The organism is Peribacillus sp. SRI_006 (assembly GCF_057586375.1).
In genome coordinates this window covers 32,689-55,943 of the sequence record NZ_JBYCZT010000022.1, presented here as the reverse complement: position 1 = coordinate 55,943, position 23,255 = coordinate 32,689, and the positions used below count along the sequence as shown (strand labels likewise).

24 protein-coding genes are annotated in these 23,255 nt (G+C 42.2%); 18 read left to right on the top strand and 6 right to left on the bottom strand.

Features of this window, described 5'->3' with window-relative positions; all coding sequences use genetic code 11:
- Positions 1-153 precede the first annotated feature (153 nt).
- From hflX to AC2YHV_RS24865, 7 genes are all read left to right on the top strand, one after another.
- On the top strand, positions 154-1,419 hold the full coding sequence (hflX, locus tag AC2YHV_RS24895) for a GTPase HflX (protein ID WP_487374390.1): 1,266 nt from the start codon (positions 154-156) through the stop codon (positions 1,417-1,419).
- Positions 1,420-2,126: 707 nt separating this feature from the next.
- On the top strand, positions 2,127-3,485 hold the full coding sequence (locus AC2YHV_RS24890) for an NAD(P)-dependent oxidoreductase (protein ID WP_487374399.1): 1,359 nt from the start codon (positions 2,127-2,129) through the stop codon (positions 3,483-3,485).
- A 27-nt stretch (positions 3,486-3,512) separates the two neighbouring features.
- Positions 3,513-4,799, top strand: a complete 1,287-nt coding sequence (preA, locus tag AC2YHV_RS24885) for an NAD-dependent dihydropyrimidine dehydrogenase subunit PreA (RefSeq protein ID WP_034304903.1) — start codon at positions 3,513-3,515, stop codon at positions 4,797-4,799.
- A gap of 14 nt (positions 4,800-4,813) precedes the next feature.
- Positions 4,814-6,232, top strand: coding sequence for a dihydropyrimidinase (gene hydA, locus AC2YHV_RS24880; RefSeq protein WP_034304900.1), 1,419 nt, complete (start codon positions 4,814-4,816; stop codon positions 6,230-6,232).
- A 41-nt stretch (positions 6,233-6,273) separates the two neighbouring features.
- Entirely contained in the window at positions 6,274-7,758 is a 1,485-nt protein-coding gene (locus AC2YHV_RS24875) for an NCS1 family transporter (protein ID WP_054398348.1), read from the top strand.
- Between the two features lie 16 nt (positions 7,759-7,774).
- Positions 7,775-7,993: a hypothetical protein gene (locus AC2YHV_RS24870; protein WP_034304894.1), complete on the top strand. Its 219-nt coding sequence runs from the start codon at positions 7,775-7,777 to the stop codon at positions 7,991-7,993.
- A gap of 157 nt (positions 7,994-8,150) precedes the next feature.
- On the top strand, positions 8,151-9,785 hold the full coding sequence (locus AC2YHV_RS24865; protein ID WP_487374389.1) for a PucR family transcriptional regulator: 1,635 nt from the start codon (positions 8,151-8,153) through the stop codon (positions 9,783-9,785).
- Positions 9,786-9,911: 126 nt separating this feature from the next.
- On the opposite strand, the gene yhfH (AC2YHV_RS24860) is transcribed toward AC2YHV_RS24865, so the two are convergent.
- From yhfH (AC2YHV_RS24860) to AC2YHV_RS24840, 5 genes are read right to left on the bottom strand one after another with little or no spacing between them, the layout of a single operon-like run.
- Entirely contained in the window at positions 9,912-10,052 is a 141-nt protein-coding gene (gene yhfH / locus AC2YHV_RS24860) for a protein YhfH (RefSeq protein ID WP_082854479.1), read from the bottom strand.
- Between the two features lie 28 nt (positions 10,053-10,080).
- Positions 10,081-10,218: a protein YhfH gene (gene yhfH / locus AC2YHV_RS24855; RefSeq protein WP_082196596.1), complete on the bottom strand. Its 138-nt coding sequence runs from the start codon at positions 10,216-10,218 to the stop codon at positions 10,081-10,083.
- A 30-nt stretch (positions 10,219-10,248) separates the two neighbouring features.
- On the bottom strand, positions 10,249-10,386 hold the full coding sequence (yhfH, locus tag AC2YHV_RS24850) for a protein YhfH (protein ID WP_082854478.1): 138 nt from the start codon (positions 10,384-10,386) through the stop codon (positions 10,249-10,251).
- Between the two features lie 30 nt (positions 10,387-10,416).
- A complete protein-coding gene (gene yhfH, locus AC2YHV_RS24845) occupies positions 10,417-10,554 on the bottom strand; it encodes a protein YhfH (protein WP_082162914.1) in 138 nt (45 codons plus the stop codon).
- A gap of 43 nt (positions 10,555-10,597) precedes the next feature.
- Positions 10,598-10,732, bottom strand: coding sequence for a hypothetical protein (locus tag AC2YHV_RS24840; protein ID WP_487374388.1), 135 nt, complete (start codon positions 10,730-10,732; stop codon positions 10,598-10,600).
- 478 nt (positions 10,733-11,210) lie between these two features.
- Between AC2YHV_RS24840 and AC2YHV_RS24835 the strand changes: the two genes are divergently transcribed.
- The 11 genes from AC2YHV_RS24835 to AC2YHV_RS24785 all read left to right on the top strand — a co-directional run bounded on the left by AC2YHV_RS24835 (position 11,211) and on the right by AC2YHV_RS24785 (position 22,393).
- Entirely contained in the window at positions 11,211-12,101 is an 891-nt protein-coding gene (locus AC2YHV_RS24835) for a diacylglycerol/lipid kinase family protein (protein ID WP_487374387.1), read from the top strand.
- Positions 12,102-12,335: 234 nt separating this feature from the next.
- On the top strand, positions 12,336-14,369 hold the full coding sequence (locus AC2YHV_RS24830; protein WP_063574522.1) for a Na+/H+ antiporter: 2,034 nt from the start codon (positions 12,336-12,338) through the stop codon (positions 14,367-14,369).
- Positions 14,353-14,490, top strand: a complete 138-nt coding sequence (locus AC2YHV_RS24825; RefSeq protein ID WP_156404321.1) for a hypothetical protein — start codon at positions 14,353-14,355, stop codon at positions 14,488-14,490. Before AC2YHV_RS24830 ends, AC2YHV_RS24825 begins: the two co-directional genes overlap by 17 nt.
- Entirely contained in the window at positions 14,490-15,002 is a 513-nt protein-coding gene (locus AC2YHV_RS24820; RefSeq protein ID WP_057276340.1) for a GNAT family N-acetyltransferase, read from the top strand. The genes AC2YHV_RS24825 and AC2YHV_RS24820 overlap by 1 nt, the downstream gene beginning before the upstream one ends.
- Before the next feature lie 178 nt (positions 15,003-15,180).
- Positions 15,181-16,566: a protoporphyrinogen oxidase gene (locus AC2YHV_RS24815; protein WP_063574520.1), complete on the top strand. Its 1,386-nt coding sequence runs from the start codon at positions 15,181-15,183 to the stop codon at positions 16,564-16,566.
- Between the two features lie 170 nt (positions 16,567-16,736).
- Positions 16,737-17,279 carry a helix-turn-helix domain-containing protein gene (locus AC2YHV_RS24810; RefSeq protein WP_034304877.1) on the top strand — a complete coding sequence of 181 codons (543 nt, stop codon included), beginning with the start codon at positions 16,737-16,739 and terminating at the stop codon, positions 17,277-17,279.
- A gap of 62 nt (positions 17,280-17,341) precedes the next feature.
- Positions 17,342-18,451 (top strand): ABC transporter ATP-binding protein, encoded by a 1,110-nt coding sequence (locus AC2YHV_RS24805; protein ID WP_063574518.1) that lies wholly within the window; start codon positions 17,342-17,344, stop codon positions 18,449-18,451.
- Complete coding sequence (locus AC2YHV_RS24800) at positions 18,441-19,244, top strand: ABC transporter permease (protein ID WP_034305104.1); 804 nt, start codon at positions 18,441-18,443, stop codon at positions 19,242-19,244. The genes AC2YHV_RS24805 and AC2YHV_RS24800 overlap by 11 nt, the downstream gene beginning before the upstream one ends.
- Position 19,245: 1 nt before the next feature.
- Complete coding sequence (locus AC2YHV_RS24795; RefSeq protein ID WP_487374386.1) at positions 19,246-20,049, top strand: ABC transporter permease; 804 nt, start codon at positions 19,246-19,248, stop codon at positions 20,047-20,049.
- The gene (locus AC2YHV_RS24790) at positions 20,046-21,119 is read left to right on the top strand and encodes an ABC transporter substrate-binding protein (RefSeq protein WP_487374385.1); all 1,074 of its coding nucleotides are present in this window, start codon (positions 20,046-20,048) and stop codon (positions 21,117-21,119) included. Before AC2YHV_RS24795 ends, AC2YHV_RS24790 begins: the two co-directional genes overlap by 4 nt.
- Positions 21,120-21,502: 383 nt before the next feature.
- Positions 21,503-22,393 (top strand): peptidylprolyl isomerase, encoded by an 891-nt coding sequence (locus AC2YHV_RS24785; RefSeq protein ID WP_063574516.1) that lies wholly within the window; start codon positions 21,503-21,505, stop codon positions 22,391-22,393.
- A gap of 326 nt (positions 22,394-22,719) precedes the next feature.
- Here AC2YHV_RS24785 and AC2YHV_RS24780 read toward each other — a convergent pair whose 3' ends face one another.
- Positions 22,720-23,244 (bottom strand): hypothetical protein, encoded by a 525-nt coding sequence (locus AC2YHV_RS24780; RefSeq protein ID WP_063574515.1) that lies wholly within the window; start codon positions 23,242-23,244, stop codon positions 22,720-22,722.
- Positions 23,245-23,255: the final 11 nt, after the last annotated feature.

Here is a 23,255-nt window from a genome sequence, read left to right as displayed (position 1 = left end):
AGTAAAAGGAAGTCCAATAAAAACACTTTGCTCAGGGCAGCAACCTTTATGCAAGCGATGCCTGGTATACTACAATGTGGCTCGCTTTTAGGCAGCATGACAGTTTGTTTAAGTATAATATAGGGAGTAAGGTATGTACGGAAGGGATTTGAAATGATGGAATTACAGCAGAGGGCAATTTTGGTTGGAGTCAATCTCAACGGTTCAAAGGATTTTGAGTATTCGATGGAGGAATTGGCCAATTTAACGGAAGCATGTGAGGTAGAGGTTGCAGGGACCATCACACAAAATTTGCATCGGGTGAACTCATCACATTTTATCGGTACCGGGAAGATCGAGGAAGTGAAAAATCTCGTTGAGCATAGAGAAGCTAATGTCGTCATTTTTAATGACCAGCTCTCCCCTTCGCAACTTCGTAATCTGGAGAGAGACATGGATTGCAAGGTGATTGACCGGACAATCTTGATTCTGGATATTTTTGCGCATCGGGCGAAAACGAAGGAAGCACAGCTTCAGGTAGAAGTGGCAAAGCTGCAGTATATGCTCCCGCGTCTCGTTGGTTTAAGGGAGTCGCTAGGGCGTCAGAGCGGCGGGGTCGGTACAAACAAAGGAGCAGGTGAAAAGCAGTTAGAGCTTGACCGCAGGAGGATCGAGGAAAATATAAGTGTTTTGAATAAAGAACTGGAAGACCTTGTTGCACACAGGCAAACGCAGAGGAAACAGCGGAAAAAGAATGCCATCCCTGTCGTATCCTTAGTCGGTTATACCAATGCAGGTAAATCTTCGATCATGAATGCACTGATTGAGATGTTCCATCCAACTGCCGAAAAGCAGGTGTTGGAGAAGGATATGCTGTTCGCTACGCTTGAGACGTCCGTTCGAAACATTCCGCTGCCGGATAAAAAGGAATTCTTATTGACGGATACGGTGGGATTTGTGTCTAAATTGCCGCATCATCTAGTGAAGGCATTCCGATCCACATTGGAAGAAGTGGTAGAAGCGGATCTGTTGATCCATGTTGTCGATTTTTCCAATCCTAATCATGAGCAGCAAATAGAGATAACGGAAAAGACTTTAAACGATATAGGCATTAAAGGGATTCCGACGATCTTTGCGTATAATAAAGCGGACCTTACCGATTTGGATATCCCTCAGGTGAATCGTGGCTCTGTATATATGTCAGCAAAAAACAAAGTTGGCATCGAGGAATTGATAAATCAAATTCGCAAGCATATTTTTGTCGACTATACTCACTGTGAAATGCTGATTCCATTTGACCAAGGGCAGCTGGTTTCTTATTTCAATGAAAATGGTCACATAACGGAAACGGAATATGAGGCAATCGGTTATCGAATAAAGCTTGAGTGCAAGAAAACGGATTATGAGAAATATAAACGATACGTTATACATCCGGAATGAACCTGCTTGTTGATAAATTTTTAATGGGTTGTTGATAAGTGGAAAAGTCGATTCGTTAATGTGGATAACTTTTGGTGAAGTGCCTCTGTTCTGCAAAAACAAAGAGAATAACACCATATAATATGTGAATAAGTTGTGGATAAATGTGAAAAGACCCAGGAAACCAAGAATTTTCGTTTCTGGGCTTTTTTTTATGTGGACAAAGTGTTGATAAGCAGGTAATCGGAACAAATCAGCCAAAAATATCAGTAAGTATGATGAAAAGTAAGTTTGGATGTAGAAAAATGACGAGGCTTATCACTTATTGTTAGGAAAAATAACATGAATATTACATATTGCAAATTTAGTGCCTGGAAATACTTTACACTTTGTATAATGTAACTTGCTTTTCAACATTATAGAATAAAGAATACTCAATTCTCTGATTTATCATCAGGATTTGAGTTTTTAAGATTAGTAGGGGGGGCTTTTTAAAGGAAACAGGGACCGGGGCGTGGCCAGTGAGAGAATCAGAGAGAAAATAATAAACAAAATGAGAGATTCTTGGCTGGGAAATCGCCATGACTTGTTAGGTGATTAAATGGATGTAAACCATGTTGGCAATGCTTTCAATCGTTTAAATATGAGGACAGTAGAGAGAATGCACGCAATTCCTCCCTTTTTATTTTTCAAAAATAAATGTTTGGAAGGAGAAATAGTGGATGAGTATGACGAGCCCGTTAAAAGGTGGTCTAGAGATTAACTTTCAGGAAGCGGAGAGGGGATTATCCCCAAGGGAAGCTTTGGAAGAATCGAATCGATGTTTATACTGCTATGATGCCCCATGTATCCAAGCCTGTCCGACCGGAATAGATATTCCCGGTTTTATCAAGAAGATAGCATCAGGTAATTTTAAAGGGTCGGCCAAGACAATCATGACGGCCAATCCTGTCGGTGCCAGCTGTGCGCGGGTATGTCCGACTGAAGAGTTATGTGAGGGGGCATGTGTCCTGAACCATTCTACAAAGCCGATCATGATCGGCAATCTCCAGCGTTATTCCACAGATTGGGCCATCCAAAATAAACAAGCCCTATTCAAGGCCGGGAAGAAGAATGGCAAAAAAGTTGCCATTGTAGGAAGCGGTCCGGCGGGTTTGTCTGCAGCAAGGGAGTTAGCCTTGCTTGGCTACAGTGTAACCATTTTCGAAGCTGAAAAGAATCCAGGCGGATTAAATACTTACGGAATTGTATCGTTCCGTTTACCTCAGAGCATTTCTTATTGGGAAGTCGAACAAGTAAAGAGTTTGGATGTTGATATTAAAACGAATACACGGGTCGGGGTGGATGTTTCCGCAAATCAGCTGACTGCCGACCATGATGCGGTCATTTTAGCGATAGGCATGTCCGATGTTCCTAAGCTTGGGATTGAAGGGGAGGATTTAGCTGAAGTTTATGATGCAATCGATTTCGTAAAGGCAACGAAAACAGGGACAATCACTGATAAATTCATTGGGAAGAAGATGGCGGTGATTGGGGCTGGAAACACGGCGATCGATGCCGCGACCTGTTCTATTCGCCTGGGCGCCGAACAGGTGAGCATTATTTATCGTCGTACCCAAAAGGAAATGACTGCCTATGATTTTGAGTATGAGTTTGCCAAACAAGAAGGTGTCGGTTTTCACTGGCTGACTGCCCCCTCCAGGATCCTATCGGATGAAAGCGGTCAGGTAACGGGTATCGAGTGCGTAAAAATGGTGCTTAGCGAGGCAGGTGAAGATGGCCGGCGCCGTCCAGTCCAAATTTCCGGATCAGAGTTCGTCATTCCGGTCGATGGCGTCATTCGTGCCATAGGCCAATCAAGGTATGTAGGATTGATTGAACAGTTCGGCATTCAACATGATGATGGCGTCGTGACATTGGAGGGTGATTCCTACAGGACATCGAATGACAAGATCTTTGCGTGCGGTGACGTGATCTTCGGAAAAGGCCAAGGTGAGGCAATGGTTGTTTCAGCTGCCCAGCAAGGGAAAAAGACAGCCTATGAAATTGATTCGATTTTGATGGGCGGAGCGGTGGATATTGCTTAAATAACTATGAAAAATAGGAGGCTTATCATGGCTGATTTATCAATTGATCTTGCAGGTATTAAATCTCCCAATCCTTTTTGGCTTGCTTCAGCACCACCTACTAATTCGGGTTATCAAGTTCAGCGTGCATTTGAAGCTGGCTGGGGAGGAGCTGTTTGGAAGACATTGGGTGACCCCATCCTGAATGTCTCATCACGTTTTGCAGCGGTCAGTTTTAATGGACAAAGAGTTGCCGGGTTCAACAATATAGAATTGATAACGGACCGTCCGCTGGAAGTGAATCTGAAGGAAATATATGAAACGAAGAAGAGGTTCCCTGATCATGCGATCATTGCATCGGTGATGGTGGAGCCACAACAGGAAAAGTGGCATGAGATCATCAAGCGCATAGAAGATGTAGGGGTCGATGGTTACGAGTTGAACTTTGGCTGCCCGCACGGTATGGCTGAGCGTGGGATGGGAGCTGCTTCGGGACAGGTTCCAGAACTGGTTGAAAAGCAAACATACTGGGCGAAGGAAGCTGCATCCAAGCCCGTCATCGTCAAGCTTACACCCAATATAACCGACATTACGGTTACGGCTGAAGCGGCGGTGCGCGGCGGTGCGGATGCAATAAGCATGATCAATACGATCAACAGCTTGGCAGGAGTGGATATCCATTCATGGAATACGATTCCCCATGTAGGCGGCAAGGGTGCTCACGGAGGGTATTGCGGTCCAGCTGTGAAGCCGATTGCTTTGAATATGGTGGCAGAGTGTGCAAGGAATAAAATGATCAATGTTCCCATTTCGGGAATTGGCGGCATTTCAAATTGGCAGGATACGGTGGAATTTTTGCTGATGGGTTCGACTGGAGTGCAAATTTGCACAGCTGCCATGCATCACGGTTTTAGAATAGTTGAAGACTTGATCGATGGACTGTCCAATTATCTTGATGAAAAAGGGATATCCTCCGTGATGGATATTGTCGGTAAGTCCGTACCGCGCTATTCCGACTGGGGGAACTTAGATCTTAATTATAAGGTCGTTGCGCGCATTAATAATGATGTGTGCATTAACTGCAATAAATGCCATATTGCGTGTGAAGATACATCGCATCAATGTATAGATATGTTAAAGGACACGTCAGGCAGCTCATTCTTGAGAGTGCGCGAAGAGGATTGCGTAGGCTGTAATCTTTGCTCGATCGTCTGTCCGGCCGATGGGGCGATCGATATGATCGAATTGACAAATGAATTGCCGCCAATGACGTGGAATGAACGCCAATCGTTCCTTGGGGGCATAAGCAGTGAAAGTGTTGATTTCGTAAAATGATGGAGGGGTCGAATATGAAGAAAATCATTAAAAATGGAACGATTGCAACGGCTGCAGATACGTATCAAGCGGATATATTGATTGAAAATGAGAAGATTGCAATGATTGGCAAGGACCTGTCGGCTGAGGGGGCTGAAATCATTGATGCAAAAGGCGCATATATTTTTCCGGGGGGCATAGATCCGCATACCCATCTCGATATGCCGTTTGGCGGGACAACGACAAAGGATGATTATGAAACAGGTACAATCGCTGCTGCATATGGAGGCACGACAACGATCATCGATTTTTGCCTGACCGAAAAAGGGGTGCCTTTAAAGAAAGCAATTGAAACATGGCATGAAAAGGCCAATGAAAAGGCGGCCATAGATTATGGTTTTCATTTAATGATCAGTGAGATTAATGATGAAGTATTGGCTGAGTTGCCAAGTATCATCGATAATGAAGGGATTTCGTCCTTTAAAGTATTCATGGCTTACAAGAATGTTTTTCAAGCTGATGATGCCACGCTATACCGCACTTTGTTGCAAGCAAAGGAACTTGGCGCACTTGTCATGGTTCATGCTGAAAATGGTGATGTCATCGATTATCTTACAAAGCAGGCCCTTGCCGAAGGGAACACCGATCCAATTTACCATGCATTAACAAGGCCTCCGGAGCTTGAAGGGGAAGCAACTGGACGTGCAGCTAAACTGACGGAAATGGCAAATGGCCAGCTCTATGTCGTTCATGTCACCTGTGAAGATGCGGTTGAAAAGATCACTGAGGCAAGGAATAAAGGGGTGGATATTTGGGGTGAGACTTGTCCGCAATATTTGGTTCTTGACCAGTCTTATCTTGAAAAGCCCCATTTTGAAGGATCTAAGTATGTATGGTCCCCGCCGTTAAGGGAGAAGAAAAACCAGGAAGTGCTATGGAATGCTTTGAAAACGGGGCAGCTGCAAACGATCGGCTCCGATCAATGCTCTTTTGACTTTAAGGGACAGAAGGAACTTGGACGTGAAGATTTCACGAAAATACCGAACGGCGGCCCAACGATAGAGGACCGCATGAGTATCCTCTTTTCTGAAGGGGTCATGAAAGAGCGCATTACCTTGAATCAATTCGTCGACATGACCTCTACACGTGCTGCCAAACTATTTGGGTTATTCCCTAAGAAAGGGACGATTGCCGTAGGCTCGGATGCTGATATTGTCATTTTTGACCCGAAGGTTGAAAGGGCCATTTCTGCAGATACTCATCACATGGCGGTGGATTATAATGCGTTTGAGGGTATGGAAATTACGGGTGAGCCGGTTTCCGTTTTATCGAGAGGTCAATTCGTCATTAAAGACAAACAATTTGTGGGCGAAGCTGGAAAAGGACAATTCTTGAAACGGGCAAAATATAATTCGGCGTTGAAGCCGGATACCGGGAAAAAGCTTACAGTCTGACTTCGGTAAGGAATCTTGCAAATTAAATTAGGGGGATTTTTATGAGTGAGAAGAAAGATTATTTAAAGTCTCCCGATTTGCTGCCTATACCTCATAGTGAGAAAAACATAAGTGCAGCCGGATTTGGTTTCATTTGGGTGGGCATGGCTGTAGTATTGGCTGCCTTCGCGATCGGTGGGAACGGTGTTCAAAGTTTATCCTTAGGCTGGGTCGTTCTTGCAACGGTCATTGCCTGTGTGGTTCTCGGCTTTTTGATGACAATGACAGGGGATATCGGTGTTGAACATGGAATATCATTTCCAGTCTATATGAGGGCGCCGTTCGGTACGATTGGCACCCACATCCCTTCGGTTGTGCGCGGTTTTGTAGCGTCATGCTGGTTCGGCCTCAATACTTACTTTGGAGCCACTGCAATGAACGCTATCTTTACAACTCTTTTTGACTTTGATAATTGGTTTATCTGCTTCCTCATTTTTGCCGTTTTACAATTGGTCAACACGGCAATGGGAATAAAGTCGATTGAACGATTCGCCGACTTGGCGGCGCCCGTCATCATTCTAATTTCTGGATGGATGTATTTCACCCTATCCGATCAGGCTGTGGCCCAAGGAAGGGAGGTATGGTCCTGGATTGAAAGTCCGGTCACTGGCGGGGCCGCCGCAACGGCTTTCATGGTCGTCATTATGGCAAATATGGGATTTTGGGGCACATTGACTGCAGATATGCCGACGCTTTCCCGCTATATAAAGGCACCAAAAAATGAAAAAAATTGGTTCAAACGCAATAAGGGGCAAATAATTGGGAATATTATCACCTATCCCATCACCCAGACGTTCATGGTGATTATCGGAGCGGTTTCTTATATGGCTGTTTCCAATTATGACCCTGTAGTTGCCATACAGGGATCAGCAAGTGGAATTGCCCTCGGCGTCCTTTTGATCATGATCGTATTTGCTCAATGGTCGACGAATACTACGGCCAATGTCATTCCCGCAGCTACCATTTTCTCCAATGTCATGGGTCCTAAAATGCCATTTTGGGCGGGAGTCGTTGTAGCGGGGGTTATTGGGATAGTAGTTCAGCCATGGAGCCTGTTCGGCATCATCATAGAAGTTTTATTAATAATAGGTGGAATCCTGGCGTCCATTGTCGGCATCCTGGTAGCGGATTACTATTTCCTTCGTAAACGGAGAGTGAATGTACAAGAACTCTATGAAAGTGAAGGCCAGTATAAGTACTTGAATGGAGTGAATTGGGCAGGAATCATTTCTTGGGTGATTGGAGGAATCGGTGCCACGATTTTTTCAAATTATTCGTTTATTATCGGTTTCCTTCTCGGCGGTGCTAGTTATTTTATATTGGCTAAGTATTGGTGGTTCAAGCGATATGAACAAGCTGAAATCATCGATCCGAGCGATGAGAAATATTTAGGTATTTCAGTTGGAAGGGATTGGATAATTGGGGAAGGTCCAGAACTTGAGGAAGAGATGGTTTTTACGGCTTCGACCGGCAAGGAGAACGTTTGAAAAAGGGGGAATGTAAATGTCCGAATATCAAGAGTATCGCTTAGAAAGGGAACAAATCGATTTTTTGCTTGAAAGAGGATATCGAATCACCCGGGTTTCCGAAAGTTTAAGTGGAGCCTTTCTCGATTTTGAACTGATTGAAGGAACGAAGCAGGAATGGAAGCAATTGAACATCAAAACCCCGGAAGGAAGGAAATACTTCTCTACATTGCTTTTCAAAAAAAAATTGAATTGAAATAGTCATGGACCGGGCCTATTCCTCACGAATGGGTCCTTTTTGTTCGAGTTTTTTGTAGAATTTTGACGTTAGATTTTCTGACAAGTGTCTGGAGATTTAAGGGTTGTCCGTTTATAATAGATTTTAAAGCGGTTTTATAAAAGGATGTGGCTGGATGAATACATCGATTACAATCGAGGAAATTCTAACACGCAAGCATTTTAATCTGACGGATATAATTGCAGGAAGCAGTGGGATAAAGCGTCAAGTGAAGTGGGTCCACTGCATGGAAGTCACCCAAATCAGCCATTTGTTAAATGGAAACGAACTGATACTGACTACCGGTTTAGGGTGGAAAGACTGCGATGACACATTTCTATCCTACTTAAGACAGTTAGTAGAATGCGATGCAGCTGGACTCTGTATAGAGATGGGCGCCAACACCATGGCAGTGCCGCAATGTGCCATCGATCTCGCAAATGAACGGCAATTCCCTATCATCCTATTTCATGAAGAAGTCCCTTTCGTGGAAATCACGCAGGATATACATTCCCTTATCATCAATAAACAATATCAGATGATCTCCAACTTAGAAAACTACTCACAGCAGTTAAATAAAAATCTCCTCGAAATTGACCATTATGAACCAATTCTAAAATTTCTCCACAGCTATTTACATGTACAGGTTATTCTTATCTTTAATGAAAATGAAATAGCCAGTATTCCAAAAATAAAGAAAAAATCAACCTATCAAATGGTAGCGGACATATATGAAGAGAAGCGGAAGTTGGATAAAACCGTTCTTGGACAGCCGATTCAAGTGCTTGGCGAAAATTATGCTGAACTGCTCATTTGCAGCAACGGCAGGGAGTTGACTGATTTTGATTCATTGATCTTGGATCGAACGGCTACCGCATTGGCACAGCATCTATTAAGGGAGTTGTATATAGAAGAAAAGAAAATGTCGGAAGAAAGTATATGGCTTACAAATTGGATTGAAGGTGAATATAGTGACGAAGCGATCCGGGAAAGGCTTTCCTATATTGATCCGAAAATGCAGTTGGATGGCGGAATTGTTTGCATTTGCAAACAACACCCAAAGTATAATAAAAATTCCGCAAAATTAGATGGAACCTATTTTAAGATAATGTTTAGAACTGTTTTTGAACAGTACGGCTTTCAGATATTTTCCATGGAAATACAACAGCATCTTGTTTTTATTTTAGGTGATAATCGTTCATCCGAAGATTGGAAATCAAGGGTTACAAGCGCGCTGGATCGAATCATGAAAATGGATGTAAGCGGGCGTAATCGTATGGGGCTGCTTTCCATTGGTTTTGGTAAGCATGTTCAAAGGTTAAGTGAGATTTATAAGAGTTATGAAACGGCCCGAGAAACGTTGCTGCTTCAGGATACATTACCAGAGGATGACAGGAGCTTCTTTTATCAGGACTTACATATGCATCGCATGATTTCACTCATAAATAAACATGGCAATCTGGAGGAAACGGTATATGAATATTTAGGTCCTGTCATTGAATACGACAAGCAAAACAATGGAGAGCTAATGCCTACCCTGAAGACATACCTTGCCTGTAACGGTTCTAAACAGGAAACATCAAAACAATTATTCATTGTCCGGCAAACGTTATATCATAGGCTTGAAAAATTGGAGAAACTGCTAGGTTCTGATTTTATGCGCTCCGATAAGCGTCTGGGCCTTGAATTCATGATTTTTGCATTGGACTTCTTACAATACAGCAGCAGGAAGATCAGCGGGAAGTATGTAGATAAATATATTGGGAGATGAAAAGATAGTAAGACTGAAGGGTGTCCAGGGGACATCCTTTTTTGAATGCAAGGAAGGGAGGCAGATAACAAGGTTAATGCTGACATCAACATGGCCTATATAGGTCCTTGATGTCAGCATCTTTTATTAATATTCATCTTTTTTGGAAAGGCAGCGGTCACATTCCAAGAGGTAGGATTCAGCTTGTTCAATGATATGGCTCCCGCATTCCGTACATTGTTTAGGCGGCAGTGTCCTGAAGAATTCCAATGGATTTTTGGTTTGCATGATGATTCCTCCTTATGATTCGGTTTAATCAGTCTTCGCGTTTGGAAAGGCAGTGGTCACATTCCATCAAGTAAGATTCAGCTTGTTCAGTGATATGAGTTCCGCACTCCGTACATTGTTTAGGCGGCAGTGTCCTGAAGAATTCCAGTGGATTTATAGTTTGCATGTTGATTCCTCCTTTTTGATTTTGGTTTAATCAGTCTTCGCGTTTGGAAAGGCAGCGGTCACATTCCAAGAGATAGGATTCAGCTTGTTCAATGATATGGGTTCCGCACTCCGTACATTGTTTAGGCGGCAGTGTCCTGAAGAATTCCAGTGGATTTATAGTTTGCATGATGGTTCCTCCTTTTTGATTTTGGTTTAATCAGTCTTCGCGTCTGGAAAGGCAGCGGTCACATTCCATTAAGTAGGATTCAGCATGCTCGATAATATGGTCACCGCACTCAGGGCAATGTTTAGCAGGGATATTGTTAAAAAACTCAATGGATTTTTTCATTTGCATGATGATTTCCTCCTTTTAATGTTAGATATATTTTCCGGTCGCTTTATTCTTCACGTTTGGAAAGGCAGCGATCGCATTCCATCAGATAGGAATTTGAATGGTCCACATGTGTTTCACCACATTCCAGGCAATGTTTAAATGAATCGATTATGAGTAAATCTGATTGATTTGCTTGCATGTCTCGCTCCCCCTCTTTATAGTACAGTTTTTGTCATTTGCTTGTTGTTATAATACAGTATATACCTGTATCTGGAAAATGTATAGGTATTTTACAGAAAATTTGAAATTTTTTTCACCCATAGTGTGAAAACCCTATTGGAAAGGGATTTATCATCTGTATATTTTTTTATTTTTCTCCACGGCAAGTAGGAAATGAAAGAAATAATGCTTTTTATAAAACGAAAAAAAATGAGGGAGTGGAACGGACAAACAATTTTCAATGTGTAGAGTGGGCCATTAATATAACAGATGGGAAACAGGAAGTTGGGTGATCATTGAATGCCTGTTTCACAGTCGATGTAACATAAAAGAGCTTGTTCCAAAATGTCAGCAAAATCCAAGCGGCAACGATTATATGTAAGTTCCTGTCTGTATGGTTTTAATACTTCAGTAAAGAGGTAACTTGCTAGTAGAAGTACAATTATGGGAGGTAGCATATGTCGAAAGCGATGATTATCGTCAATCCATCTTCAGGCAAGGAAAAGGCAGGGAAGATTTTGCCGAAAGCGGAAAAGGCACTAGGGGAACTTTTTGATGAGGTATGCGTTCGTAAAACGGAAGGAGAGGGGGATGCGACGGGTTTTGCAAAGGAGGCCTGTGCAGATAGATTCGATGCTGTCATTTCCATGGGTGGTGATGGAACGGTGAACGAGATAGTGAATGGCTTGGGCGAGCAGCAGCATCGGCCTATCTTCGGGATCATTCCACTAGGAACCATCAATGATTTCGCCAGGTCTTTGGGAATACCACTGAATCCCAATGCAGCCATCGAGACATTGAAGGATATGCATATTAAGGAATCGGACATAGGGAAGATCAATGACCGTTACTTCATGAATGTGTTGGCGGTAGGGGCAATCGCGGAGGCCACCTATAATGTTTCCGTTGAACAAAAAACCCGTCTTGGGTCTTTTGCCTATTTCATTGAAGGAGCAAAAGCGATCATTAAAAAGACTCCGTTTCCTTTAACGGTTGAACATGATCACGGGAAGTGGATGGGGGAGGCTCATTTACTGATTGCAACCATGACTAACTCTGTCGGCGGTTTTGAACAACTTGCACCAGAGGCGGAAGTGAATGATGGAAAGCTGCACACATTCATCATTAAGGATTTATCTCTTCCTCTCATCGTCAAGATCATTCCCAGTTTGATCAGGGGGGAGATCATGGGGAATGACGAAGTCGAATATATTAAAACATCCAAGCTCCATTTAACCACGTCAGAGGAACTTGCAGTCAATATCGATGGCGATGAAGGCATTCTTCTTCCTTTCCAGGCAAATGTACTGCATAAACATCTTCGTCTATTCGTCCCGGGAACTAAATGAGTCGTTTAGTTCCCATTTCTTTCAACATGTGGGGAAAGCTGATCAAGGTTTAGCCAATCAGCTTTTTTCTTTGCGGGTGTTCATCGTACACAACGTAAGCTCCTTCGCTTTTGATAAAAGATATCATTATTCAGAAGGATTCCAGGTTAGAATAGTTAATGCATGATTGACTGGGTATAAATATGTTACGCTTATATTTATGATTATAGATGAGAGAGGAAGTTTGATGTTCGTATGGAGTTTTTTCTTGTTATATTAGCCCTTCTTATATTGATAGGAGTGTCTAATGTAATTAACCATTTTATACCCTTTATACCTGTACCATTAATACAAATAGCACTCGGTGTCATATTGGCACTTTTACCCCTGGGCATGCATGTTGAGATGGAGACGGAATTATTTTTGCTATTATTCATCGCACCTCTATTGTTCAATGATGGCAAAAATGTACCCCGAACAGCACTATGGAAGTTGAGAGCACCCATTCTGATGCTTGCACTGGGCCTCGTATTCATAACGGTTTGGGCAGGCGGGTATTTAATTAATTGGATGATCCCTTCGATACCATTGCCTGCAGCATTCGCTTTGGCGGCCATTCTGTCACCTACGGATGTAGTGGCAGTAAGTGCTTTGGCGAGTCGTGTCAAATTGCCGAAGAGCATCATGCACCTTCTCGAAGGCGAAGGGCTGATGAATGATGCCTCAGGTTTAGTTGCCTTTAAGTTTGCCGTTGCAGCTACGGTCACTGGTGTTTTCTCCTTAGTCGACGCAACCTTCAGTTTCATATGGATTGCAATTGGTGGGTTTGTAGGTGGAGCGATACTAGCTTTCATCATTATCAGGCTTCGTGTATTTCTTCGCCGTTTAGGGATGGAAGATGTCACGATGCATATGCTTATCCAAATCCTGACTCCTTTTATTATTTTCCTCGCTGTGGAACATTTCCACCTTTCTGGGATTTTGGCAGTCGTGGCTGGGGGAATTGTCCATGCCATTGAACGAGATCGGGAAATTTCACCAACAGTGGAACTTCAAGTCGTTTCAAAGAGTACATGGTCCGTCATTTTATATGTATTGAATGGTCTTGTATTCGTTTTGCTTGGCTTGCAAATCCCAAGCGTTGCGAAAACGATCTTTCAAGATCCAGCCTTCAATAATGGACAAGTGATCCTTTATATCGTGATCATTACACTTTTCCTTTTCGCTTTACGATTCATTTGGCTAACGGCTGCCTGGTCGATTGGCTGGATGACGAAAAAAGCGGGAGCCCAAAAACCGGACTTCAAAGCGGCCGGGATCATTACCATTTCCGGAGTTCGCGGAGCTGTAACGTTAGCGGGTTCGTTCTCGATTCCATATGTGTTGGCAGATGGAAGTCCTTTTCCTGAGCGTTCATTAATCATTTTCATTGCAGCAGGTGTCATATTGCTGACACTGATTGTTGCGAGTGTATTTCTGCCAATCGTGGCACGGTCGGAAGAAGAGGAAGTGGTGGATAAGCAGGCTGACAAAACGAAAGCTGCTGCCATCCACTCACATCAAGCCGCTATACGGGTGATTGAGTCCCAAATGACAGATGAAAACCGGGAAGCGGCTTTGTCGATCATATCCAGGTATTGTACCAAGATCAATGAACTGTCCTATGTAGAACAGGAGAAAGAACCGGCCGCATTAAGGGAAGAAGAGAAGGATCTTCGCTTCAAAGCCCTTGAAGCAGAGCAAAGATTCCTTGATAAACTCATTAAGGATGAAAAGGTGGACCGGGAGACGGCGTATATATGCAAGGAATATATCCAGCGTATGGAAGGTGCCGTAACAAATCGACTGAAGTTCCGTTTTTTTAGGTCAGTAACGCTGTTCAGGAGAAGTATGCTGAGGGTATTAAAATTATTTTTCCCTAATAAAAGTGAAATAAGAAAAATCAATCTTAAGAGATTGGAAAAGGTCAGGGATCTTAAAATCAGGATGTATAAAGCCGCCATCCAAGAGATACAGGCCGGAATTACAGCCGATAATCATAAGACATCCTCGATGATCATAGACGAGTATAAAGTGTTGATTTTAAAATGCAAACGTGAGAACAGAGGCAGTACCCCGAGTAAAATGGTTGAGTATGAAAGGGAGCTGTTCTATAAAGCGATCCAGGCAGAACGGGACGAAGTGCAGGATATGTTTGAAAAACGACAAATCTCCCGTGATGTTGCCAACATACTCCGCCAGCAAATCAATTTACGGGAAGCACTCACTATCAATGAAAATACACATTGATTATACAGAAGGAGCACTGTCGAATATATCGACAGTGCTCCTTCCGGTTTGTGAAGGGAATATCGGACAGGGCATCGAATCATTATTGTATTCAATAATTGATGAAAGAGAGTGTGCTTAATGGAAAAGGAAATCGAGACCATAACTTTAACGCCTTATATACCGGAACACCTTCACCAGCTTTCCCAGTTTTATTTACCGAATACACAAACTCCTTTTTCAGCTCTGCCGGAAGAGTCACTGAAATATTGCCGGGAAGATTGCGACAGGCACCCTTTCGTAATATTGGCCGATGGTATCCCAGTTGGCTTTTTCGTTTTACACATTGGCGAAAACACCGACCCTTTCACCAGCGATAAAAAAGCGATTTTACTCCGGGGATTCCTTGTTGATCAAAAACATCAGGGAAAAGGGATAGGAAAGAAAGCCTTGCAAATCCTTCCGGAATTCGCAAAAGGGATTTTTCCAAACAAGGATTCGATCATTCTGGCAGTGGACTTCATGAACGTGAACGCAAAAACGCTTTATGCGAAATCGGGGTTTCAGGATACAGGCATTCAGAAGGAAGGCAGAAGCGGGTTGATGGAGATAATGGAATATAGATTGGATATGGGGAACAAGGATATCGAATAAGGGAGGAATAACAAATGAAATTGGCTAATGGACTTTTCCAAAAGGGGAAGTCTTTTTTGTCCAATTTGTTACAGGTTTCGTTATGTAACCGAAGATTTTAGAAGGGCTGCTTTTAATAATGCCGCTGCCTTATGGTACACTTTACTTATTGCAAAATCTTAATCGAGGTGTAGTCCTAATGAAAACAGTCGTAGTCGTAGGTGGAGGCATTACCGGTTTATCAACCATGTATTATTTACAAAAGACAGTTAAAGCGAGGAGTCTCTCCGTACGATTAATATTAATAGAAGGAAATGAGGAACTAGGCGGTAAAATAAGGACTGTGCACGATGGTCCTTTTAAAATTGAAGCGGGTGCCGATTCGATCGTCGCCAGGAAACAGAATATACAGCCATTTCTTAAAGAATTGAACCTGGAGGACCAAGTCGTCTATAATGCGACGGGAAAATCATTCATTCATACAGATGGGATGCTGAAGGGAATCCCCGAAGATGCCCTATTCGGAATACCAATGAGCCTGGAGTCACTGGCCAAAAGTGATCTGGTTTCCGCCCAAGGTAAGGTCGACGCCTTAAAGGATTTCTACACAAAAAATGAGACATTTACGAAGAATGACTCCATCGGTTTATTTCTTGAAAGTTTCTTAGGAAAGGAATTGGTGCAAAAGCAGATATCTCCTGTCCTATCAGGTGTTTACTCAGGAAAATTAAATGAATTGACCATTGCCAAAACACTGCCAGAGATGCTGGATTATAAAAATGAATATGGCAGTATAATACGAGGTCTATCGGAAAATAAGCAGAAATATAAAAGCAAGGGAAATAAGAAGTTCCTTTCGTTTAAAAATGGCTTATCAACATTGGTAGAAAGAATAGAGGAAAGCCTCGATATGGTCGAGATATTAAAAGGGGTCAGTGTAGATAAAATCGGAAGAAATGATGAGGCGTACATCATTACATTGGCAAACGGTGAAACGCTGGAAACGGACTTTATCGTATTGAGTACACCGCATACAATTGCCCAGAAATTATTGGGGGATAGGGAGTTGGATGAGGATTTCAACGGCTTGATCAATAGTTCGATGATTAGCGTTTATCTTGGATTCGATATCCCGGACAGCATGCTTCCTAAAGACGGGACAGGTTTCATTGCAGGCGATAATAGTGATTTGATCTGTAATGCATGCACCTGGACAAGCCGGAAATGGGAGCATACTTCTGAAAACAGTCAGCTTTTGGTAAGGCTTTTTTATAAAAGCTCTAGTCCGGACTATGAACGATTACAGTCCCTTACAAAACAGGAATTGATCTCTGTGGCTTTACAAGACATTATGAACAGTCTAAGCATTTCTGGGAATCCAATTACGAGTGAAGTGACGAAATGGCATGAAAATATGCCGAACTACCATATTAAACATCCTCAAATCGTTCAATCACTGGAGGCGAAAATCTCCGAGAATTATCCGAATGTTTTACTTGCGGGCTGTTCATACAATGGAGTCGGAATCCCGGATTGTATTGCTGATGGGGAAAAGAAAGCGGAAGAGATATGTCTGAAGTTGTAAAAGGGGGACTGCCAGGCGGCAGTCCTTTTTTTAATGAATGCCGGAAATTCCGTTTGAAGTTTCCGGCATTTCCTGTATAATGATATTCGTAAAATTAAACTTAAAGTTTACTTATATAAAACTTTATCTACTTTGTGTTTACTATAAGTAAACCGATTGAGGGTTATGGAATGCAAATTGGAAAAAAAATAAAGAACCTTCGCTTGAAAAAGGGATTGACCCAGGAAGAATTGGGCGAAAGAACGGATTTAAGCAAAGGGTATATTTCACAGTTGGAAAGGGATCTTAGTTCCCCTTCGATTGAAACTCTTTTCAATATTTTAGAAGTACTCGGCTGCAAGCCGAAACAGTTCTTCGATGATGAGGATCAAGTCCAAAAAGTAGTGTATGAAGAAGAAGCACAAACATTTTTCATCGATGAAGAACGGGGATACCAAATTCAGTGGCTCGTGCCTGAATCGAATGAAAAGGAAATGGAACCTATTCGCCTGACTCTCCAGGAAAAAGGGGAGTTCAAACAATTTGAACCATCCTTGTCGGAAACATTCGGTTATGTATTAAGCGGAAGAGTCATTGTAAAGCTGGGTACACATACGTATTTCGTCAAGGCAGGGGAATCGATTTATTTTCATGCTTCAGATGAACATCAAATCATCAATGATTTTGAAGGTCCGTCCGAGTTATTACTCGTGGTGACGGAATCATACTTATAGAATTCAAAAAAATGCAATCGTTGAAGATTGATGAGTAAGGGAATGGAGAGAGGGAAGAAGCTATGGCAAATGGGAATATAATACGCTTCGATCAAGTTACGAAGCAATTTGATGATGAAACGGTGGTTCTCGATAATGTTAGTTTTGAAATCGAGAGAGGGAAGTTCTATACGCTATTGGGTCCTTCCGGGTGTGGGAAGACCACGATCCTTCGTTTGATTGCCGGATTTACGGAAGCTTCCAAAGGTGATATTTACTTTGAAGGGAAAAAGATCAATGATGTGCCAGCCAATAAAAGGCAAGTGAATACGGTATTTCAAGATTATGCACTGTTTCCGCATTTAAATGTGTTTGAAAATGTAGCATTTGGTCTTCGGATCAAAAAAATGAAGAATTCGGAAGTGGAAATCAAGGTGAAGGAAGCCCTCAGCTTTGTTAATTTGGAAGGGTATGAAAAACGGGAGATCAGGGAAATGTCCGGCGGCCAGCGGCAACGGGTAGCTATTGCGAGGGCTATTGTTAATGAACCTGAAGTCATTCTCCTGGATGAACCGCTATCTGCCCTCGATTTGAAATTGCGTACAGAAATGCAATATGAATTGCGGGAGCTGCAACAGAGGCTGGGAATCACGTTTATCTTCGTCACTCATGACCAAGAGGAAGCTTTAGCGATGTCAGATGAGATTTTTGTCCTTAACAAAGGGAAAATCCAGCAAAGCGGGACCCCTACGGATATTTATGATGAACCGCTGAATCGATTCGTTGCCGATTTCATCGGTGAGTCCAATATTGTAAAAGGAAAAATGATTGAAGATTACCTCGTGGAGTTCGTCGGCAGACAGTTCGAATGTGTTGACCAAGGATTGAACAGTAATGAAGCTGTCGATATTGTCATCCGCCCGGAAGATTTAGAGATTACTTCCGTCGATCGCGGAAAACTGCGAGTTCGGGTGGACTCCCAGCTATTTCGAGGTGTTCATTATGAAATCAGCTGTTATGACCATGATGGAAATGAATGGCTTGTCCAATCAACGAAAAAAGTGGCAGTCGGAGATGAAATAGGTCTTTATTTCGAACCGGAATCGATCCATGTCATGCGATTGGGTGAAACTGAAGAAGAATTCGATAAGCGTCTGGAAGCGTATCATGATGGGGAAAGTCATGAAGAATAAAATATCCCGTAATATTTACTTCATACCCTATGTCTTATGGATTGCTTTATTCGTGATCGCACCCATTTTGTTAATCCTTTACTATTCCTTCTTTGACATTGAAGGCAATTTATCATTGATTAACTATCAAAAGTTCTTTACGCCAGTATATTTAAAAATGACATTGAGCTCATTTTGGTATGCATTCCTGATTACGGGAATATCCCTTTTAGTCGCTTACCCGACAGCCTATTTGTTAACGAAAACCAAGCATAAGCAGTTGTGGCTTTTGCTGATTATCGTGCCTTCCTGGATCAATTTACTTTTGAAAGCTTATGCCTTCATTGGAATTTTTGGCACGTATGGTGTGGCGAATGGATTTCTGGAGGCGGTAGGAATCGGAAAGCAGCAGATTCTCTTTACGGATTTCAGCTTCATATTCGTTTCGGTTTATATTTTCATCCCGTTTATGATTTTACCGATATTCAATGCGCTTGATGAAATGAATCCAACCCTTTTGGATGCGGCCAATGACTTGGGAGCGTCCCGATGGATGACATTCCGCCGTGTCATTTTTCCATTGACGTTAGATGGGGTAAAGACGGGATGCCAAGTAGTCTTCATCCCGGCACTTTCATTGTTCATGCTTACAAGATTGATTGCCGGTAACCGAGTCATTACGCTTGGTACGGCTATCGAGCAGCATTTCCTTGTAACACAGGATTGGGGAATGGGTTCCACGATCGCGGTATTTTTGATTATTATAATGTTCCTGATTATGTTTGTAACGGGTAACCGAAAGCAGGGTGTGTAAATTGGGCAATAAATTATCACCAATATCAAAAGCGTTTCTCGTTTTGATTTTTCTCATTCTCTATGCACCGATTTTCTTTTTAGTCTTTTACTCTTTTAACAGCGGTGGAACGATGTATGACTTTAAAGGGTTCACGATGGAGTGGTACAAGGAGCTGTTCCAAGATACGAGGCTGTTGATCATTGTATTGAATACACTTGTGATAGCTTTATTATCTGCACTGATCGCAACGATCATCGGGGTGATAGGGGCAATTGGAATTCGCTCCTTTACGAGCAGTAAAGCTAAGAATACGGTATTGTCATTGAATAATGTATTGATTGTCAGTCCCGATGTGATCATCGGTGCTTCCTTCCTGATTTTATTCACAATGGCCGGGATCAAGCTTGGATTCTACGCGGTACTGTTGTCACATATCGCCTTCAGTATCCCAATCGTTGTGCTGCTGGTCCTTCCGAAACTTCAGGAAATGAGCCCTACTTTAATTGATGCCGCCCGGGATTTAGGGGCCAGCCGGTGGGATGTATTGACGAAAGTCATCCTTCCATACATCTTGCCAGGTATCTTTGCTGGTTTTTTTATGGCATTGACTTATTCACTTGATGATTTTGCGGTAACGTTCTTTGTGACCGGTAATGGTTTCTCCACTCTTTCCGTGGAAATCTATTCATTGGCCCGCCGTGGAATTTCATTGAATATCAATGCACTATCGACACTGCTGTTCGTCGTGACACTGCTGTTGGTTGTCGTCTATTACTTTATAACTCAACGTGTTAGGCAAACGGGAATGGGGGGGAAACGATGAAAAGGCTACTGCAAATGTTTTTGCTCATTTCCCTCGTATCCGCTTTGCTGCTATATGCGATTTCAAGATTGAATTCAGCGCAGGGATTTACGAGCAGCAATACGCTTACCATCTATAATTGGGGCGATTACATCGATACGGATCTAATCGAACGTTTTGAAGAAGAAACAGGTATAAAGGTCATTTATGAGACGTTCGATTCGAATGAGGCCATGATGACTAAAATTGAACAGGGCGGTACCACTTATGATATTGCCATTCCGTCTGAGTATATGATCGATAAGATGAGGCAAGAAGACTTACTGGTTCCCTTGGATCATTCCAAGCTTCCGAATTTGAAAAATATCGATGAGCGATTCATCGATCTGCCATTCGATCCGGAGAATAAATATTCCGTCCCGTACTTCTGGGGAACGGTTGGAATTGTTTACAACTCCAAGATGCTCGGTGGCAAAGAAATAACGGCCTGGGCGGATTTATGGGATAAAGATTTAAAAAATGAAATCCTTTTGACGGATGGCGCTAGAGAAGTGATGGGCATGGGTCTGAACTCTTTGAATTATTCATTGAATGATACAGATGAAGAACACCTTCAAGAGGCAAAAACCAAACTTGATGCCCTCACCCCGAATATTAAAGCGATAGTGGGAGATGAAAGCCGCATGCTATTGGAAGCCCAGGAGGCGGCGATTGGCCTTGTTTGGTCGGGAGTTGCTTCTGAAATCATGGCTGAAAATGAAGATCTCGAATACGTTGTTCCAAAAGAGGGGTCCAATTTATGGTTTGATAATATGGTCATCCCGAAAACAACGAAAAATGTCGATGCGGCCCACCAGTTCATCAACTTCATGCTGGACCCGAAAATTGCAGCTCAAAATGCTGAATATGTAAGTTACTCGACACCTAATAAAGAAGCACTTAAATATATGCCTGAAGAAGTGGTTAAGGATGAACGTTTCTATCCATCACCTGAACTGACGAAGAAACTGGAAGTGTACGAAAACCTTGGGAAGAAAAACTTGGCCCGTTACAATGAACTCTTCCTTGAATTCAAGATGCATCGTAAATAACAAAATAAATAAAGCATGGTGTAGGAATTCCCTCCGTACACCATGCTTTTTCGTTTGCTCGAAACTTACGAGTAAAAGCTCGAAATTCACGAGTGAAAGCCGGAAACTCACGAGTATTGCTCGAAACTTACGAGTGAAAGCCGAATTACACTCTGTTACCTATATATCAAGAGTTGATATAACGGTATAATACCGTTTTTTGTTATAATCATCCAAAATTTAATGTAAATCCATAACAGAATGAAATGCTCTAAAATATCTGCAGAAATATAAGTATGTTAGTATAATGATAGAGTTCATACATATTGAAGGTTAAGTTAAAGTCTTAAGGATTAATTAATATTTACAAGCTATCATAATAGAAAACTTAAGGGAGACTATTCATGAAACTATTAAAAAGCACGAAGGCATATATTTGGGCAGGGAGCATTTTAATCATTGCCGGGATCATGGCATTTGCGATGATTTCGTCCATGGATAAGACAATTGCGAGTATCGATGGCGAGAAAATCAATGAGGATGAGCTGTATGACGCGCTTGTTGCAGGGTACGGAGCAGATACTTTAGACCTGCTAATTACGAATAAATTGGTGGAATTGGAAGCGGAAAAAGCAGGAATCAAAATTAAGGATGAAGAAATCCAGAAAGAAATCGATGTTATGGTGGAGTCCTATGGTGATGAAAAGTCGTTAAAAGAACAATTGGAAGCAAGCGGTTCTTCAATGGATGCTTTAAAAAAGGACATCGTGGTTTACCTGCAAACGAAAAAATTGGTCGAACCGAGAATTACTGTAACGGACGATGAAATCAGTACGTATTTTGAAGATAATAAAGATACATTTGCTCAAGCGGAACAAGTGGAAGCTAGTCATATTTTAGTCGAAGACGAAAAAACGGCTAAAAAGGTTGCGAAAGAACTTGCGGCAGGCGGTGATTTCGCTAAGTTGGCAGCTGAATATTCCACTGATACTGAAACGGCGGATAACGGTGGAAGTCTGGGGTATTTTGGAAAAGGCGATATGGTGGAAGAGTTTGAAAATGTTGCCTTTGATCTTGATATAAATAAAGTCAGTGATCCAGTCAAAACCGAATATGGGTACCATATCATAAAAGTAACCGGTAAGAAGGAAGCAAAAAAAGCTAATTTAGAAGACAGTAAAGAAGTAATTAAAGAAACGCTTCTTTCTGAAAGATTACAAGAGGAATATCCAGTTTGGTTAGCCGAAGTAAAAAAAGACCATGATATAACGAATAAATTGGAGGACTCTAACTAAGGTATCAAGTGAAGGATATTCCGAAACCAAACAGAGTTGATTGGAGTGAAAGGTACGAGACTCCTGCGGGAAAAGCGCGTCTAGGGGAGACCCCCGCAGGCGCATGCCGAGGAGGCTCCACGACCGCCCGCGGAAAGCGAGTGCCTGAAGCGGAAATCAACATCCAAATCGTACAAGCCATAATTTAAATTTAGATAAAACCATCCTTATTTAGTTGAAGGTGTTGTTTTGGTTGTTCGGGAACTTCATTTGATGAAACGCACATTTTCCGGGTGCATTTTCTCTACAAAAAAAGCTGAGGCATAATGCCTCAGCTTTTTTATATATTAGAAGTTGGATGAGATGGATTTTTGATTGGATAATCCTGATTTTTTAACGATTTCATCACTCTCTTTTTCACCTTTATCATTATTGGATTTCAATGATTGTGCTGGCGTTTCTTTCAGCTGTTTACCGGCAACGACCACTTTTGAACTGATGTCTTTTAATTCACTTGTTGCGTCCTTCGCTGTACCAAGGGCATCAGTGGAGATATCCTTTACTTCGGATACTTTACCCACCACGTCTTCATTCACGGTTTCATATAGTGTTTCAACGTCATTGATTGCCTCTTTAATCGTCTCCGTTGCCCCTTTGACTCCTGATACCATCTGTTCCTTCATTTCGCCGGGATTTTCCTTGACCTGTTCAATCATATTCATGGAGTTGTCTTTTAAAAGGACGGCAGATCGCTTTACTTTATTTCTCGTGTTGGAGTCGAGCAAGGTCAATGCACCGCCGACAAGCCCCCCGATTAGAATCCCTTTTAAAAGTTTGCTATTCGTTTGAGTTTCGATAGTTGTTTGAGTCATTTATATTTCCT

What these genes read in the sequence shown, in the direction of transcription:
- AC2YHV_RS24870 (WP_034304894.1), top strand. Translation starts at nt 7,775, where the DNA reads ATGTCCGAATATCAAGAGTATCGCTTAGAAAGGGAACAAATCGATTTT.
- AC2YHV_RS24780 (WP_063574515.1), bottom strand. Translation starts at nt 23,244, where the DNA reads ATGACTCAAACAACTATCGAAACTCAAACGAATAGCAAACTTTTAAAA.
- yhfH (WP_082854479.1), bottom strand. Translation starts at nt 10,052, where the DNA reads ATGCAAACCAAAAATCCATTGGAATTCTTCAGGACACTGCCGCCTAAA.
- AC2YHV_RS24825 (WP_156404321.1), top strand. Translation starts at nt 14,353, where the DNA reads ATGAAAATACACATTGATTATACAGAAGGAGCACTGTCGAATATATCG.
- AC2YHV_RS24815 (WP_063574520.1), top strand. Translation starts at nt 15,181, where the DNA reads ATGAAAACAGTCGTAGTCGTAGGTGGAGGCATTACCGGTTTATCAACC.
- preA (WP_034304903.1), top strand. Translation starts at nt 3,513, where the DNA reads ATGGCTGATTTATCAATTGATCTTGCAGGTATTAAATCTCCCAATCCT.
- AC2YHV_RS24835 (WP_487374387.1), top strand. Translation starts at nt 11,211, where the DNA reads ATGTCGAAAGCGATGATTATCGTCAATCCATCTTCAGGCAAGGAAAAG.
- yhfH (WP_082196596.1), bottom strand. Translation starts at nt 10,218, where the DNA reads ATGCAAACTATAAATCCACTGGAATTCTTCAGGACACTGCCGCCTAAA.
- yhfH (WP_082854478.1), bottom strand. Translation starts at nt 10,386, where the DNA reads ATGCAAACTATAAATCCACTGGAATTCTTCAGGACACTGCCGCCTAAA.
- AC2YHV_RS24840 (WP_487374388.1), bottom strand. Translation starts at nt 10,732, where the DNA reads ATGCAAGCAAATCAATCAGATTTACTCATAATCGATTCATTTAAACAT.
- AC2YHV_RS24800 (WP_034305104.1), top strand. Translation starts at nt 18,441, where the DNA reads ATGAAGAATAAAATATCCCGTAATATTTACTTCATACCCTATGTCTTA.
- AC2YHV_RS24865 (WP_487374389.1), top strand. Translation starts at nt 8,151, where the DNA reads ATGAATACATCGATTACAATCGAGGAAATTCTAACACGCAAGCATTTT.
- AC2YHV_RS24875 (WP_054398348.1), top strand. Translation starts at nt 6,274, where the DNA reads ATGAGTGAGAAGAAAGATTATTTAAAGTCTCCCGATTTGCTGCCTATA.
- hydA (WP_034304900.1), top strand. Translation starts at nt 4,814, where the DNA reads ATGAAGAAAATCATTAAAAATGGAACGATTGCAACGGCTGCAGATACG.
- AC2YHV_RS24830 (WP_063574522.1), top strand. Translation starts at nt 12,336, where the DNA reads ATGGAGTTTTTTCTTGTTATATTAGCCCTTCTTATATTGATAGGAGTG.
- AC2YHV_RS24890 (WP_487374399.1), top strand. Translation starts at nt 2,127, where the DNA reads ATGACGAGCCCGTTAAAAGGTGGTCTAGAGATTAACTTTCAGGAAGCG.
- hflX (WP_487374390.1), top strand. Translation starts at nt 154, where the DNA reads ATGATGGAATTACAGCAGAGGGCAATTTTGGTTGGAGTCAATCTCAAC.
- AC2YHV_RS24805 (WP_063574518.1), top strand. Translation starts at nt 17,342, where the DNA reads ATGGCAAATGGGAATATAATACGCTTCGATCAAGTTACGAAGCAATTT.
- AC2YHV_RS24790 (WP_487374385.1), top strand. Translation starts at nt 20,046, where the DNA reads ATGAAAAGGCTACTGCAAATGTTTTTGCTCATTTCCCTCGTATCCGCT.
- AC2YHV_RS24810 (WP_034304877.1), top strand. Translation starts at nt 16,737, where the DNA reads ATGCAAATTGGAAAAAAAATAAAGAACCTTCGCTTGAAAAAGGGATTG.
- yhfH (WP_082162914.1), bottom strand. Translation starts at nt 10,554, where the DNA reads ATGCAAATGAAAAAATCCATTGAGTTTTTTAACAATATCCCTGCTAAA.
- AC2YHV_RS24820 (WP_057276340.1), top strand. Translation starts at nt 14,490, where the DNA reads ATGGAAAAGGAAATCGAGACCATAACTTTAACGCCTTATATACCGGAA.
- AC2YHV_RS24785 (WP_063574516.1), top strand. Translation starts at nt 21,503, where the DNA reads ATGAAACTATTAAAAAGCACGAAGGCATATATTTGGGCAGGGAGCATT.